This is a genomic window from Streptomyces sp. NPDC058239, assembly GCF_042882185.1.
In the GTDB taxonomy this organism is placed as follows: domain Bacteria; phylum Actinomycetota; class Actinomycetes; order Streptomycetales; family Streptomycetaceae; genus Streptomyces.
The window spans coordinates 15,546-30,187 of sequence record NZ_JBHVWS010000052.1 but is presented as its reverse complement, the minus strand read 5'-3'; the positions used below and the strand labels follow the sequence as shown (position 1 = coordinate 30,187).

General features: G+C 70.7%; 14 protein-coding genes. 3 read left to right on the top strand and 11 right to left on the bottom strand.

Annotated features, from left to right (window positions below):
• Positions 1-85: 85 nt before the first annotated feature.
• Positions 86-1,669 (bottom strand): S8 family serine peptidase, encoded by a 1,584-nt coding sequence (locus ACFVYE_RS37330; protein WP_383976154.1) that lies wholly within the window; start codon positions 1,667-1,669, stop codon positions 86-88.
• A gap of 242 nt (positions 1,670-1,911) precedes the next feature.
• On the opposite strand from ACFVYE_RS37330, the gene ACFVYE_RS37325 reads away from it, so the two are divergent.
• On the top strand, positions 1,912-3,009 hold the full coding sequence (locus tag ACFVYE_RS37325) for a threonine synthase (RefSeq protein WP_383976153.1): 1,098 nt from the start codon (positions 1,912-1,914) through the stop codon (positions 3,007-3,009).
• Between the two features lie 77 nt (positions 3,010-3,086).
• The gene (locus ACFVYE_RS37320) at positions 3,087-5,714 is read left to right on the top strand and encodes a discoidin domain-containing protein (protein ID WP_389608422.1); all 2,628 of its coding nucleotides are present in this window, start codon (positions 3,087-3,089) and stop codon (positions 5,712-5,714) included.
• An 18-nt stretch (positions 5,715-5,732) separates the two neighbouring features.
• Here the strand turns inward: ACFVYE_RS37320 and ACFVYE_RS37315 are convergent, their stop codons facing one another.
• From ACFVYE_RS37315 to ACFVYE_RS37305, 3 genes are all read right to left on the bottom strand, one after another.
• Complete coding sequence (locus ACFVYE_RS37315) at positions 5,733-5,900, bottom strand: VOC family protein (protein WP_389608421.1); 168 nt, start codon at positions 5,898-5,900, stop codon at positions 5,733-5,735.
• 9 nt (positions 5,901-5,909) lie between these two features.
• The gene (locus ACFVYE_RS37310) at positions 5,910-7,145 is read right to left on the bottom strand and encodes an IPT/TIG domain-containing protein (protein ID WP_389608420.1); all 1,236 of its coding nucleotides are present in this window, start codon (positions 7,143-7,145) and stop codon (positions 5,910-5,912) included.
• A 326-nt stretch (positions 7,146-7,471) separates the two neighbouring features.
• On the bottom strand, positions 7,472-8,218 hold the full coding sequence (locus tag ACFVYE_RS37305) for an IPT/TIG domain-containing protein (protein ID WP_383976145.1): 747 nt from the start codon (positions 8,216-8,218) through the stop codon (positions 7,472-7,474).
• 1,012 nt (positions 8,219-9,230) lie between these two features.
• On the opposite strand from ACFVYE_RS37305, the gene ACFVYE_RS37300 reads away from it, so the two are divergent.
• Complete coding sequence (locus tag ACFVYE_RS37300; RefSeq protein ID WP_383976143.1) at positions 9,231-9,965, top strand: carbonic anhydrase; 735 nt, start codon at positions 9,231-9,233, stop codon at positions 9,963-9,965.
• A gap of 40 nt (positions 9,966-10,005) precedes the next feature.
• On the opposite strand, the gene ACFVYE_RS37295 is transcribed toward ACFVYE_RS37300, so the two are convergent.
• The 7 genes from ACFVYE_RS37295 to ACFVYE_RS37265 all read right to left on the bottom strand — a co-directional run bounded on the left by ACFVYE_RS37295 (position 10,006) and on the right by ACFVYE_RS37265 (position 14,573).
• On the bottom strand, positions 10,006-10,260 hold the full coding sequence (locus ACFVYE_RS37295) for a Txe/YoeB family addiction module toxin (RefSeq protein ID WP_383976141.1): 255 nt from the start codon (positions 10,258-10,260) through the stop codon (positions 10,006-10,008).
• Positions 10,261-10,304: 44 nt separating this feature from the next.
• A complete protein-coding gene (locus tag ACFVYE_RS37290) occupies positions 10,305-10,787 on the bottom strand; it encodes a S26 family signal peptidase (protein WP_389608419.1) in 483 nt (160 codons plus the stop codon).
• On the bottom strand, positions 10,784-12,616 hold the full coding sequence (locus tag ACFVYE_RS37285; RefSeq protein WP_389608418.1) for an ABC transporter ATP-binding protein: 1,833 nt from the start codon (positions 12,614-12,616) through the stop codon (positions 10,784-10,786). The genes ACFVYE_RS37290 and ACFVYE_RS37285 overlap by 4 nt, the downstream gene beginning before the upstream one ends.
• Entirely contained in the window at positions 12,613-13,167 is a 555-nt protein-coding gene (locus tag ACFVYE_RS37280) for a TlpA family protein disulfide reductase (protein WP_383976136.1), read from the bottom strand. Before ACFVYE_RS37280 ends, ACFVYE_RS37285 begins: the two co-directional genes overlap by 4 nt.
• Positions 13,168-13,182: 15 nt before the next feature.
• Complete coding sequence (locus ACFVYE_RS37275; RefSeq protein WP_389608417.1) at positions 13,183-13,713, bottom strand: MauE/DoxX family redox-associated membrane protein; 531 nt, start codon at positions 13,711-13,713, stop codon at positions 13,183-13,185.
• Between the two features lie 73 nt (positions 13,714-13,786).
• A complete protein-coding gene (locus ACFVYE_RS37270; protein ID WP_327273156.1) occupies positions 13,787-13,966 on the bottom strand; it encodes a hypothetical protein in 180 nt (59 codons plus the stop codon).
• 73 nt (positions 13,967-14,039) lie between these two features.
• A complete protein-coding gene (locus ACFVYE_RS37265) occupies positions 14,040-14,573 on the bottom strand; it encodes a redoxin domain-containing protein (protein WP_383975154.1) in 534 nt (177 codons plus the stop codon).
• Positions 14,574-14,642 lie beyond the last annotated feature (69 nt).

The window sequence follows — 14,642 nt, the reverse complement described above, 5'->3', positions numbered from 1 at the left end:
CCCCCCCCCCCCGGGGGGGGGGGGGGGGGGGGCGCCCCCCCCCCCCCCCCCCCCCACACAGGCTCAACTGTCTACGGAGCCGTCATCAGAACTGCAGGGCCCAGGAGTTGATCCGGCCGGTGTCGGCTGCCGCATTGTCGCCGACCCGCAGCTTCCAGGTGCCGTTGGCCACCTCCGACGAGGCGTTCACCGAGTAGGTGGTGACCACGTTGTCGCTGCTGCCACCCGTTCCGTACGCCTTCAGGTTGTAGACCGAACCGTCGGGCGCGACCAGGTCGATCTTCAGGTCGCCGATGTAGGTGTGCGTGATGTCGACGGGCACGCTGAGCGTGGCCGGCGCGTTGCCGGTGACACCGGTGACGGTGATCGGCGACTCGACGGTGGAGTTGTCGCCGATGGCGTAGCTCGTCGTGTTCTCGAACTTCTTGCCCGGCGGCGTGGTGGTGCCGCTGCCGACATTCAGCAGCCGGTTCGGGGAGCCCGTACCCGGGTTCGTCACCACTCCGGTGCCGGCTGCGGCGACCAGTCCGGCGGAGACCTGTGCCGGGCTGTCGCTCGGGTGGTCGGCCAGGTAGAGGGCCGCGGCGCCGGCGACGTGCGGGGTCGCCATCGACGTACCGGAGATCGTGTTGGTGGCGCTGTCGCCGGTGTTCCAGGCCGAGGTGATCGACGAGCCCGGGGCGAAGATGTCGAGCACGGTGCCGTAGTTGGAGAAGCTGGAGCGGGCGTCCGTGCTGGTCGTGGAGCCGACCGTGATGGCCTCGGTGACCCGTGCCGGGGACTTCGTGGAGGCGTCGGTGGACTCGTTGCCCGCGGCGACCGCGTAGGTGATGCCGGACGCGATGGACTTCCGTACGGCGGCGTCGAGCACGGAGTCCGCCCCGCCGCCCAGGCTCATGTTGGCGACGGCCGGCTTGACGGCGTTCGCCGTCACCCAGTCGATGCCCGCGACGACCTGCGCGGTCGTGCCGGAGCCGCTGTTGTCGAGGACCCGGACGGCGACGATCTTCGCCTTCTTGGCGACGCCGTACGCCGAACCGGCGACGGTGCCCGCCACATGGGTGCCGTGGCCGTAGCCGTCCTGTGCGGTGTTGTCGTTGTCGATGGCGTCGTAGCCGTACGAGGCCCGGCCGCCGAAGTCGCTGTGGGTGATCCGGACACCGGTGTCGATGATGTACGCGGTGACCCCCTCGCCCGCCTTGTCGGGGTAGGTGTAACTCTGGTTCAGCGGCAGGGTCTTCTGGTCGATCCGGTCCAGTCCCCAGGAGGGCGGTGAGGGCTGGGTGCCGGAGACCGTGAAGGTCCGGTTCTGTACGACGGACTCGACGGCCGGGTCCGCGGCGAACTTCTTCGCCTGTGCGGCGGAGAGTTCGACCGCGTAGCCGTTGAGGGCGGCGCGGTAGGTCTTCTTGATCTTGGCGCCGTACTCCTTGGCGAGCGCCTTGCCCTGCGCGGAGCCGGCGTCGGCCGCCGCTTCGTCGAGCGTGACGATGTAGCTTCCGCTGATGGTGCCCGGCGCACCCGCGTTCTCGATCCGGCCTTCCGCCGCCGTCCCGGCCGCGGCGGCGGGGAACGCCGCCGCGGTGGAGAGCGCGAGGGCGGCACCGGCTATGACGCTCGCCGCGGCGAGTCTTCGACGCGCGTGGGGGGTGTGACGCATCACTGACATGTGAGGGGTCCTCCTCGATTGCGGTGCACTGGTGGGGGGTTCCATGGGAAATGGAGGTGGGGCCGGGCCGAACCGAGCGACTGAAGAGCATGGGCATGACAATCAATCGCTTCGGATTCCGCGCTGCCCATGGCCCGGCCGACAGCGAAAGATTGACCGATCCTTGGGAATCACACAAGGGTGCGTTGACGTGTGCCATACCTTCGCCACGCGGCCGCCACACGCCTGACATGCTGACGGGCATGGCCATGTATCTCTGTCCGCAGGACGGCACCCGCGCCGAAACCACCACTCTCACCTGGTGCTGCCCGGTCTGCCGCGGCCCCTGGGACCTCGACTTCGAGGTCGCGGGGCCGCTCTCGCTCAACTCCCTGACCGGACGCGTCAATTCACTGTGGCGTTACGAAGAGGCGCTGCCCCTCGCCGCTCCCACGACCACCCTCGGCGAGGGCCGCACCCCGCTCGTCCCGCTCACCGGCACGGTCACGGCCAAGCTCGACTTCCTGATGCCGACGCTCTCCTTCAAGGACCGCGGCGCCGTGATGCTCGCCGAACTGGCCCGCCGTCTCTCGCCCGAGCGCGTCATCGCGGACAGCAGCGGCAACGCGGGCACGGCCGTCGCCGCGTACTGCGCCCGCGCCTCGCTCCCCTGCACGGTGTTCGTCCCCGAGGGCACGTCCCCGAAGAAGACCGAGCAGATCCAGGCCCATGGCGCCCGCCTGGAGATCGTCCCCGGCGACCGTGAGGCAACCGCGCTGGCCGCCCGTACCGCCGCCGACACCCCGGGCACCTTCTACGCCTCGCATGTCTTCAACCCGTACTTCCTGCACGGCACGAAGACCTACGTGTACGAGATGTGGGAGGACCTCGGCGGCCGCCTCCCGGACGCCATCGCCGTACCGGTCGGCAACGGCACGCTCCTCCTCGGCGCGGCCCTGGCCACTGCCGAACTCCACGCCCAGGGGCTGATCGACGAACGCCCGGCGCTGATCGCCGTACAGGCCGAGGCCGTGTCACCGCTGGCCGCCGCATTCCGCGCGGAAGCGGACGGGCTGCTCGACGCCCCGGCCGGCGCGGCCGCCCCCACCCTCGCCGAGGGCATCGCCATCCCCCGCCCGCCGCGCGCCCGGGCCATCCTGGCCGCGGTACGGGAATCGGGCGGCACCTTCCTCACGGTGACCGAGGATCAGATCCGTGCTGCACAGCTGGATCTCGCCGCCCGCGGGTTCTACGTGGAGACGACGGGCGTCGCCTGCTGGGCTGCGGTCGGCGGCTGGACGGACCGGAGCGTCGTCGTACCCCTGTGCGGAGCAGGCCTCAAAACGGGCCTCGCCCGCTGACGGGGCCCGGCGGCCGTTCACCCACGCGCCGCGCGCCGTGCACCGCCGCTCGGCGCGCGCGTCCATACCTTCATACGGTGAGCCTCTCGCGCCTCTGTCTCCTCACGTCCCTGACGTCTCTGGTCGCGGGCGCCCTGATCGCACCGCTGCCGCCCCTCTCGTACGCCGCCGCTCCCCTCCCGCCCTCGCCCACGGCCTGCGGCCGGGACACCGACCCCGCCTGGGCGCCGACCTCCACCCGGTTCGGCGCGGCCGCCGGTTACGACCCCTATGCCGGCAACGGATATCTGGCCCATCGAGTGCCCGCCACGGGCGCCGGCTATGCCGCCTCGGGCGAGAAGACCGGCTGGCCGCTGTTCACTCCGCGCTACGACGGCGCCTTCGTCTCCGGCCTGTTCGGGCGCGACAAGAACCTCGCGGCCGGCCGCGAGGTGATCGCCGCACTGCCGAGCTGGACGACCCTCGACGTACGCGTCGGCAACGAGACCTACGATTCCGCCACGCCTCCGGGCCGGATCTCGCACTACCGCCAGACGGTGTTCCTGCGCTGCGGCCTGGTGCGTACATCGCTGCGCTGGACCACGGCCGACGGGCACACGACGGACCTGACGTACGAGGTGCTCGCCGACCGGTCCGATGTGCACACCGGCGCCGTGCAGCTGCGTATGACACCGCACTGGAGCGGTACGGCGACCGTCACCGGACGCCTCGACCCTCGGGGCGCACGCCGGATCACGCTCAACGACGACGGAACGTTCCGCACGCAGGGCACCGGGACAGCGGGCGCGATCGTCCAGACGATGCGCACCGGCAGATCGAAGCCGGCGCAGGTACCCGGCACCGACCGGGTACGCAGCACGGTCCGGGTACGCAACGGGCGCACGTACACCTTCGAGAAGTACGTCGGAGTGGACACCGCGCTCACCTCGTCCGCCCCGCGCACAACCGCCGGCGAGGCGTCCCGGCGCGCGGCCCGGCGCGGCTGGTCCGGTGTCCTCGCCGAGAACGCCGCCGCCTGGCAACAGGCCTGGGCGGCCGACATCTCCGTACCGGACAGTCCCGAGCTGCAGCGGTGGCTGCGGTCGGCGCAGTACGGACTGCTCGCCTCCACCCGGACCGGGTCCCGCGACAGCATCGCACCGGCCGGTCTGACCAGCGACGACTACGCGGGCATGGTGTTCTGGGACGCCGAGACCTGGATGTTCCCGGCACTGCTCGCCACCCGCCCCGAACTGGCCCGCTCCGTCGTCGAGTACCGCTACCGCACGCGCCGGGCTGCCCGTGCCAACGCCCAGAAGCTGGGATTCCGGGGGCTGTTCTACCCGTGGACGAGTGCGAGCAAGGGCAACCTCTGGACCGAGTGCCAGAGCTGGGATCCCCCGCACTGCCTCACCCAGAACCACCTCCAGGGCGATGTCTCGCTCGCCGTCTGGCAGTACTACCTGGCGACCGGGGACCGCGACTGGCTGGCCGGGCACGGCTGGCCGCTGCTTCGGGGGATCGCCGACTTCTGGGCCTCGCGGGCCACCGCGAACGGCGACGGCAGCTACTCGGTGAAGGACGTCGCGGGCCCCGACGAGTACAGCAACGGCGTCACCGACGGGGTCTTCACCAACGCGGTCGCGGCCACGGCCCTGCGCAACGCCACCCGCGCGGCGCAACTGCTCGGGCACCCGGCACCGGCCGAGTGGACGCGGGTCGCGGACGGTCTGCGCATCCCGTACGACCCGAAGCGGAAACTCTTCCTCCAGTACGCGGGCTACCACGGCTCGACGATCAAACAGGCCGACGCGGTGCTGCTGATCTACCCGCTCGAATGGCCGATGGAGCCGGGCGCCCGGGCGTCCACGCTCGACTACTACGCAGCGCGCACCGATCCGGACGGCCCGGCGATGACGGACTCGGTCCATGCGATCGACGCCGCCACGATCGGGGAGGCCGGCTGCGCAACGTACACCTATCTCCAGCGCGCCGTGCGCCCGTTCATGCGCGGCCCGTATGCCCTGTTCAGCGAGGCCCGGGGCGCGAAAACGGGCGCACAGGACCCGCTGTCGGGCTCCCCCGCCCAGGACTTCCTCACCGGAAAGGGTGGATTCCTCCAGGTCTTCACACACGGCCTGACGGGTCTTCGGCTGCGGGAGGACGGGGTGCGCCTCGATCCGTTGCTGCCGCCGCAGCTGGGAAAGGGCGTCACTCTGACGGGGCTGCGCTACCGGGGCCGTACGTACGACATCGCGATCGGTCCCCTGACGACGACGGTCCGGTTGATCTCCGGCGCCCCCTTCACCGTCCACACGCCCACCGGCCCCCGCCTCCTCACCGGCACGCTCGCCCTCGCCACCCGACGCCCCGACCTCGCCCGGACGACGGACGCGGCCCGCTGCCGCCCTGCGACGGCGACCTCCGAGACCCCCGGCCTGTACGCGGCCGCCGCGGTGGACGGCAGCCCGGCCACGTCCTGGTCCCCGGACGGCGCGACGGGCTCGCTGACGGTGGACTTGGGGCGCGCGGCCCCGGTGACCTCGATCGAGCCGGAGTGGACGGACGCACGCTTCTCCTCCTACCGCCTGGAGACATCGGTGAACGGCACGGACTGGCAGCCGTACCGCCCCGGAGCGACGGCCCGTCGGGTGCGGCTGACGGTCACTTCGGAGGACGCGGAGAAGCCGGTGGGCGTACGGGAGTTGAGTGTCGTGCAGCCCTAGTCCCCTGAGTCGGGATCCTCACGGGCGACCGGCGTCCGGCCCGGTCCAGCCGGCCACGCCGACACACGCCTCGTTCCCCCCGGGGTCGGCCGGCACCCGGTTCGACGGCGCGTCGGCATCATTCACCAGGCGGCCGCCGGCAGCGAGCGCCGCGGCTATCCGCGCCTCGGCCCGGTCGTACGGCACCCGGACGGCTCAGATGCCGGGTGGGCCAAGTCGGGTGTAAGAAACGCCGACACTGGTGCCACCGGGGGTGACGACCCTGATGGTGATCGCGCCCGCCGCGCCGGGCGGTGCCGTGGTTGTCAGCTGGGTGTCGGAGACCACGGTGAAGCCGACGGGCACGGCGCCGAACAGTACTGCGGTGGCATACGTCAGTCCGACGCCGGTGAGAGTCAGCGTGGTTCCGCCTGCCAACGGCCCCTGGTTGGGGACCAGACCAGTGAGAACCGGGGCACCCAGATACAGGTAGGCCGCACCGTTGCTCGTGCCACCGGGCGTGGTGACGGTGACCGGGACGGTGCCGGCGACACCGGGCGGCGATACCGTTCTGATCTCCGTGGCCGAGAAAATGGTGTAAGGGGTCGCCGCCGTCGCACCGAAGCGAACCGCCGTGGTCTGGAGGAAATTCGCACCGGTCAGCGTCACGGGCATGCCGCCGCTCACCGGCCCGGACCCGGCGGTGACGCCACTGATTACCGGTGCGGCGAGGTAGTAGTAGGAGACGGCCTGGGTGCTGGTACCAGCGGGCGTGGTGACCGTGACGGCAACCGGGCCCGGGACGCCGATGGGGACAACGGCAGTCAGTTGGGTCGCCGAGACGACAGTGAACGAACTCGCCGCGTTCGCCCCGAAGCGCACGGAGGTCGTTCCGGTGAAGCCGGTCCCGGTCAAGGTGATGCTGTTCCCACCCACGAGTGGCCCCTGGGCCGGAGTCACACTGCCCAGAACCGGAGCGGCGACATACGTATAGGGGATCCCGGCGCTGGTGCCGCCCGGAGTGGTGATCGTGACGTTGACGGTGCCGGGGGACGCGGCGGGGGCGACCGCGGTGGCCTGCGTCGCCGAGACGCCAATGAACGCGGCGGCCACGGTGCCGAAACGGACCGAGGTGGCGCCGGTGAAGCCGGTTCCGGTCAGTGTGACCGTGTTCCCGCCCTCGACCGACCCCTGGTTGAGGACGACGGAACTGATCGCGGGCGTCGCGATCGTGTAAGTGAAGCCGACGCCGTTGCTGGTTCCATCGGGCGTGGTCACCGTGATCTGTACGGCGCCCGCACCGGCCGGCGCGACCGTGGTGATCTCGGTCGCGGACACCACGGTGAACGAAGCGGCGGGAGTACCGCCGAAGGTGACCGCGGTCGCGCCGGTGAATCCGGTGCCGGTCAGTGTGACGACCGTTCCGGCGAGCCCCGAGAGAGGGCTGCTCACGGTGATTACGGGGGCCGCCGCGGCCGTCGACGGTTGCGTAGCGCGGGGCATTGCGCTGTCGGAGCTCTCCAAAGCCGTTCTCCTGTCGAGTGATGTGATCTGCGGGATGTGATCGGGGCGTTGTGGACGGGATGCGGAGACAGGAATGTGGTGATCGGGGCGCCGCCCGGACCCCCTGGCCGGGCGGCGATGAGCGAGTGGTGCCGGGTGGGTTGCCCGCCCGGCCGGGCGCAAGGTCCCGGACCGGGGCGGACGTCATGCATCCGGAGGCGGTACCGGCCCGGGCGCTGTTCCGCGTCGGCAGTCGGTGCCGCAGCCGTGACGGATCAGATGCCGGGGCCTGTCACATACGTGAAGGCACCGACGCCCGTGGCCGTGCCCGCAGGGTTGGAGAGAGTGACGTCGACCGCACCGACGGCGCCGGGCGGGGTGACGGCGGACACCGTCGTCGCGTTGATGACCGAGAACGGTGCCGCCACCGAGTCGAACGTGACCTGGGTCGTCGAGGTCAGGTTGGTCCCCGTGATGGTCACCGCGGTTCCGCCGGACGCCGGCCCGGAAGCCGGAGTGATCCCGGTGATGGTCGGGTCGTCGATGTACGTGTACGACAGACCGTTGTTGGTGCCTCCGGCGGTCGTCACACTGACACCCACCGGCCCGGCTGCCGCACCCGCGGGCACGACGACACTGATCTGGCTGTCCGACAGCACCGTCGGCGTCACGGTGTTGGCGCCGAATGTCACCCCCGTGGCGGTGGACAGGCCGGTGCCGTTGATGGTGATGGTGTTGCCGCCCGCGGTGTCGCCCGAGCTCACGCTCAGACCGGACTTGAACGGGGCGCCGACATAGAAGAACGGGATCGGGTTGCTGGTTCCGCCCGGGGTGGTCACCGTCACGCCGACCGAGCCGGAGCCGGACGGCGAGACAGCGGTGACCTGGGTGGGCGAGACGTTGGTGACGCCGGTCGCCGGCTTGGTGCCGAAGAGCACAGCGGTGGTGCCCGTGAGGTTGGTGCCCGTGACCGTGACGGTGGTACCGCCGCCGGTGGAGCCCTGGTTCGGACTGATTGGCATGATCGTCCTCCGTGTGTTTGAACTGGACTACCGAGTGCGGGAGTTGACTCAAGCCGGGTCCGGCTCAAGACCCGCGGCCATGGCTTGGACCACCGGGCCGCTGTCGGACCCGGCCGTCCTCGCACAGGGCGCCAGGAGCCGTGATGAGCCGTGTCGCCGACCGCCGGCTTCGGACGCCGCGGCCGTCCCGCCGCGAGCGCCGCTCCGTACGAGCCGGGGCCGCCCTCGCGGTGATGAACCGACAGCCATCGCACTGCCCGACATGAGGCCGAGGCGTTCACGCGACTGATGTCGACTCGCTCACGGCGGCAAACCGCACGCGGGTCGCAGAGTCCACGGCCACGCTTGTGGCCTCGATGACGAGGTACTTGGTGTGCGCGGATGGCTCGCGCACCGCTCCCTTGCAGAGGCCGGGGGCTGTCGCACCAGCTCCTGCCACTACCTGGCAGGGGCGACTGGTCGGATCCAAGTCCTCTACAGGGGCGCCCATCGCGGTCGTCCGGAGCAAATGATGCCGAGGTCCGTCACGCATGGACGGTCGGCGAACAGAACGGTTCCGCGCTCCCCCGGAGAGGGATGGGCGGCCCACCGGTTCGGATACCCAAGTGACCCATACGAATGAAATACGACACAAGCATCTTGACCGTTAGTCACCTGGACGGACGAGCGCACAGGGGTGAACCGATCGGCACGCCGGGGGGAGTCGAATCCGCCGCCCATCGCACCATGCGCCCCCCAGGAACATCACGCACCTGACCGGTTCCCGGCAACGGACGCACCCGGCGCGTCAGCAGGGAAGGGGCCGTCTCCTGGCGGAGATTCGTACCGAGGTCGTGGTGTTTCCAGCCGGCGACGCAGCCGAGTGTGCCGCCGCCCGAGCCGGTTCTGTGGGCCGTCGGTGGCAAAGCAGCCCGCGCCCGCTTGCGCCTGCCGTCGGGCTCCCACACCGCGCTGAACAATCACCCGGGTCAGAACGTACGGACGCGTCTCAACGGACTGAGGGGAACGACCGATGGACAGAGCGGGACATCCGGATCGCAGAACTCTGCTCGCCGGCGGACTCGTGGTCGCCTCGGTCGCCCTTGCGGGGTGCTCATCGACGAGCGCCACCCCATTGGCGACCAGCACTTCGCCGGAAGCGCGGCCGACCACGCCCGCCGCGGCATTCACGAGACTGATGGACGGCAACAAGCGCTGGGTGAGCGGCGACCTCCGACACCCCGACCGTGATCCGGACCGGCGCGAGTTCGTAGCCCAGAAGCAGGAGCCTTTCGGGGCGATCCTTTCGTGCATCGACTCCCGGGTGCCGCCTGAACTCCTCTTCGATACCGGGCTGGGTGACCTCTACGTGATGCGCACGGGCGGGGAGGCGGTCGGCCCGGTGGTTACCGGTTCCGTGGAGTACGGACCCATGACGAGTGGCACTCCGCTCGTCGTCGTCCTCGGACATCAGCGTTGCGGTGCCATCGAGGCGGCATACAAGTCCATCCGTGACGGCAAACCGCTGCCGGGAAACCTGGAGGCGATCGCCAAGGCTCTGCGGCCGGCGTACGAGCAGGCAGTCCGGGAAGGCGGTGCCGACCCGGTCGAGACCATGGCCCGCGCCCAGGTCAAGCTGACCGCAGCCGACCTGCGCTCCAACCAGGACCTGGCCCCACTCGTGGGGCAGGGCGCCCTTGCCGTCGTCGGCGCCTACTACTCGCTCGACACCGGCAAGGTGGAAGTCCTGGCCGGCGCGCCTTCCTGACCCGTCGGACGCCGCCCTCCCGCCCGGAACCGCTCCGCGGTCAGTAGCGACGGCGGGCGGCGAGGACGACGATCTCCTTGTCCGTGACCGGATGGACGAGGCGGTGCTCATCGTCGATCCGTCGCGACCGAGCTCCCGGCAAGTGGTACTTCAGCGGCTCAGGCCTGCCGATTCCCGAGAACGGGTCACGCCTGGCGTCCTCGATGAGCCCGTTGACCCGAGCGAGCATCTTGCGGTCGTTGTCGAGCCAGGACATGTGGTCCTTCCAGCCCTGATCCTCGAAGACAGGCCTCACCGGGCGCCCGCACCGGCGTCCGCCGAGTGCGGTACGTCCCGGCCTCAAGAAGGAAGCGAAGAAGGTGCACCGGAAGCCGCAGCGGCCCGCAGGCGGAGCAGGACAGTTCCGATGAGCTTGTCCTCGGGGCAGTAGCCCCACTGTTTGGAGTCCATCGAGCCCGGCTTCTCGCCCAGGAGGACGAGCATGCCCGGCGGCACGTGGGTACCGGGGCATCGGCCGGCCCAGTGCGGTACGGGCTCTCCGGCGACGGCGACGATGCGTTTGACGTACCACGAGTCGGGCGTGGCGCCCGTGGGGAAGTGCCAGCCGTGCTCGGGGTGGGGGGCGACGACGACGGCCACCCGGCCCGTGGCGACACGGCGTCTGCCGCGGAGCATGAGGATCCGGTCGCCGGGCATGAGGCTCGGCGACATGCTGTGTCCGCGGACGGTCACGGCCACCAGCCGCCCACGCGCCAGCAGCAGGGCTGCGGCAAGGACGAGGAGTCCTGCGAGGGCGAGGAGCACCGGGGCTGCGGCGGTCACCGGACGGTCTCCTCGTAGCCTTCGGCTTGCGTGGTGAAGAGCTCGGCATAGGTGCCGTGGGCGGTCATGAGCTGTTCATGGGTGCCTTCCTCCTGCACGGTTCCGTCGGCGATGACGACGATGGCGTCCGCGGCGCGGACGGTGTTGAGGCGGTGGGAGACGAGGATGCTCGTCGCGCCCTGGCGGAGCGAGGTGAGCCGGTCGTGGACGTGGCGCTCGGCGACCGCGTCGAGGCCGGTGCTGGGTTCGTCGAGGATCATGAGATCCCGTTCGGAACGCATCAGGGCCCGGGCGAGCGCGAGGCGCTGCCACTGGCCGCCCGACAACTGGACGCCAGGGCTGGTGTCTTCGGTGTCGTCGGGGAAGAACATCCGGCTGAGCATGGTGTCGTACCCCTGTGGGAGGCGGGCGAGGGCGGTGTGGATGTCCGCGTCGGCGGCGGCGGCGTGGATGCGCCCGTGGTCGTGGAGAGAGCCGAGGTCACCGAGGCCGATGTTCTCCCCGGCGGTGAGGTCGTACTCCATCGGGTCCTGGAAGACAACGCTGATTCGTCGGCGCAGCTGGTCCGCAGGGAAGTCCTTGAGGTCGATGCCGTCCCAGTGGATGCTGCCCCGCTGCGGGTCGTAGAGGCGGCACAGCAGTTTGACAAGGGTGCTCTTGCCGGCCCCGTTGAGACCGACGATGGCCAGGCTGGTGCCGTGCGGGATGGTCAGGCTGACTCCGCGGAGGATCCACGGTCCGTCGTCGGTGTAGCGGAACCAGACGTCCCGGAGTTCGACGCCGTGGCTCAGGGGCGGTGGGGCGATCGGGGCGGCCGGGGCGGGGAGGTCGTCCCGGACCTGGGTGACATGCAGGTAGTGGCTGAACAGCAGGGCCGTCTGGTGGCTCTGGGCGATGCACCCCACCAGGCCGATGAGTGCCGTCTGCATACCGGCGAGGGCGGCGACGAGGAGGGATACGTCACCGGCGGTGAGGGCGTGGGCGGCGGCCTGGTGCACGCCCCAGACGAGTGCGCCGGTGGAGACGCCGGCTCCGAGGGCGGCGAGGGCCGTCTCGTAGGTGGCGAGGCGGCGGTCGAGGCGTTCCTCCTGCCGGTTGATGCTGTCGAGATCGGTACGCATGCGCTGCGCGAAGTAGCCGCCGAGGCCGTAGAGGCGGATCTCTTTCGCCGCTTGAGTGCCGGTGAGGAGCCCTCGGTAGAAGATCTGGCGGCGGGCGAGGTTGCTGGTGCGCCAGAACATGTCCGCGCGATGCCGGCTGTTGGCCAGGTGGGCGAAGAGGGCCGGAACGGCCGCGACGACGAGAATGGCGGCCAGGGTGGGGCTGATGAGCAGGAGACTTCCCAGAAAGCCCGCCAGGGTGAGGACTCCCTGGGCGCCCTGGAGTGCTGCACCGACGAGTCGCTCGGCCCCCTGCGCGCTTTGGATGGCGAGTTGGACGCGGTCGTGGAAGGCGGGCTGTTCGAGCTTGGACAGACCGCTGAGCCGGTTGACAGCCGTGAGCAGGTCGCTCTGGGCCCGGGTGGAGGTGGCGCGGCGGATGCGGCCGTCGGCGTAGGAGGAGATGGCTGAGGCCGCAGCGAGGAGGACAGTGAGCAGGCCGATGCCGGCAGCGGCCCAGTTGAGGTCCGAGGCGCGGAATTCATCCGCGGTGAGGCTGTCGACCACGTACTTGAGCAGCCAGGAGGCGGCTACGGGGGCTGCACCCGCGATGACGACGGTGACGATGCGGACGGCGAGGGCCCCGGGGCAGGACCGCAGCGTGAGGGCGAGTACGGCGGTGAGGCCCCGCAGGAATTCGGCCGTGCGGGAGGTGGACTGCCCCCTCATGCGGTGAGGAGGTTGAGTGCGGGCAGGGAACCTTGGCCGATGCCTGTCTCTGTGATGGTCCCGTCGGCGTCGAGGAGGACGAAGGTCGGGTGGTGGCGTACGCCGAAGGCGCCGGCGACGGGACCGTTCGGGGGTTCGGTGGCGGTGAGTTCGGTGAGCGGGCCGACTGCTTCGAGCAGGGGGCCGGCTTCGGGGGGCTGTCCGCTGATGACGGCGACGAGATGCGCGCCTGACGGGGCGTTCACCTCGGTCCACCGTTGGATCTCGGGGAGGCTTTCCCTGGTGGGCCCGCAGTCGGGGCGGAGGAAACAGATGAGGGCGGGGTGCCCGGCCAGGGTGGATTCGCTGACTTCGCCTCGGGGCGTGTGCAAGGTGAAAGCGGGGGTGCGGTCACCTTCGTGTACGGCAAGGGCCGGCGGACCCGAGGCCGCGGTGGCCGGGGCGGGGGCGGCCATCGTGGCGCGCCAGCGTTTGATGACCGCAAAGGTGAGGAGGGCGTTGACGAGGGTGACCGCGGCGAGAAGGGCGAGGCCGGTGATGGCGTAGCTCACTCTGTGATCGTCCTTTCAGCGTTGGCCGGTGCGGGCGAAGAAGAAGGCGAGGTCGTCGGTGAAGACGGCGAACGCGGTGAGATAGACGGCGACGGCGACGGCGAGCGCGAGTCCAGGGGCGTTCGGAGCGGTGGTGGTGCCGTGGGTGAGGGCGATGGCGCCGCCGAGGAGAGCGAGCACGGTGAGTGTGGCGTTACGGGCGACATGCCAGGGGCCCATGGGCACAGTGGTCCTGCTGCCGAAGCAGGGGCAGCCGGCGGAGCTGCCGCGCCGCATGGTGGTGACGGCGACGGCGCTGAATGCCGCGCACAGGGCGGCGGCGACGGCCAGGCCCGCGGTGAGCGTCCGGGGCAGGGCGAGGAGCACGGCGGCGACGATCTCGGCCGCGGGCACCAGGACGGCGAGAGCCGGCCGGGCGGCGGCCGGTAGGTAGGTGAGATCGCCCAGTGCCGTGGCGAATCGGCGGCGGTCGCGCAGCTTGGCGAGGCCGGCCACGGCCAGCACGCAGATCAGGGTCAGGCGGCAGACGAGCAGCAGGTCGGACAAGGGTGACTCCGAAAGAATGGGTCCTGGGCCGGCGGGCACGGGGCGGGCCGCACGCGGCCCGCCCCGTGGTTGTTCAGCAGTAGTCCCAGCTTCCGCAGCTGACCCCGCACGCGCCCGTGTAACAGCAGCGGCGGCACCGCTGGGCGCTGGTGCTCCACTCGGTCCAGCAGTCCGGCGGGCAGCCTGCCTCGGCTTCGGCCTTGGGCAGAATCCGCTCGATCAGGCGGCCGGCACCGGCCTTGAGTGTGCGCATGGTTCTCCTCTTCCTGTGTGGATGGGATGTGCGTACTCCGCGGTGCGACCGCGGTCCGCGGTCGCACCGGGGTTCAGGAGGCCGCCGATACCGGTTCGCGGTCGGCGGCGGAGGGAGCGGCGACAACGCCGTCCTGGTAGCTGAGGATCGTGGGGAAGGCAGGGACGCGCAGGGCGCGGAACAGTGGCGATGCCTCGGGCCCCGGTACCACCTCGTCCGCCGGCCCCACGAGTTGGGCACTCAGGCTGCTCTCGCCGGCTTCGGCGCCGATCACCAGGGCCAGGACCCGGCCGCCTGCTGCCCGGGCCCGGTCGGCCCGTTCGGCGAAGTCGGGGAGGCTGTCGGTGCAGGACGGGCAGTCGTGGGAGAAGACGCCCAGCAGCAGCTCCCCGGAGCGGAAGTCGTCCTGGGTCAGGGTCCGGCCGCTGAGCGCGGTGGCGGTGAAGTCCGGGAGTCCGTCTCCGGGTTGCGGCCCCTGGGCCGCGAAGTCGTCGCGTCGGCGTACGACTTCGAGCTCCTGCCAGCGGCGCAGGATGACCACGAGCATGACGAGGTTGAGCAGGGCGACGGCTCCGACGAGTACCAGACCGGCAATGACGTAAGGCAAGTTTCGACCCCCTGGCGCGGTTGCACGGGGGAGCAGTGTGATAGATGAGGCCTGTCGGGAGGACGCCAA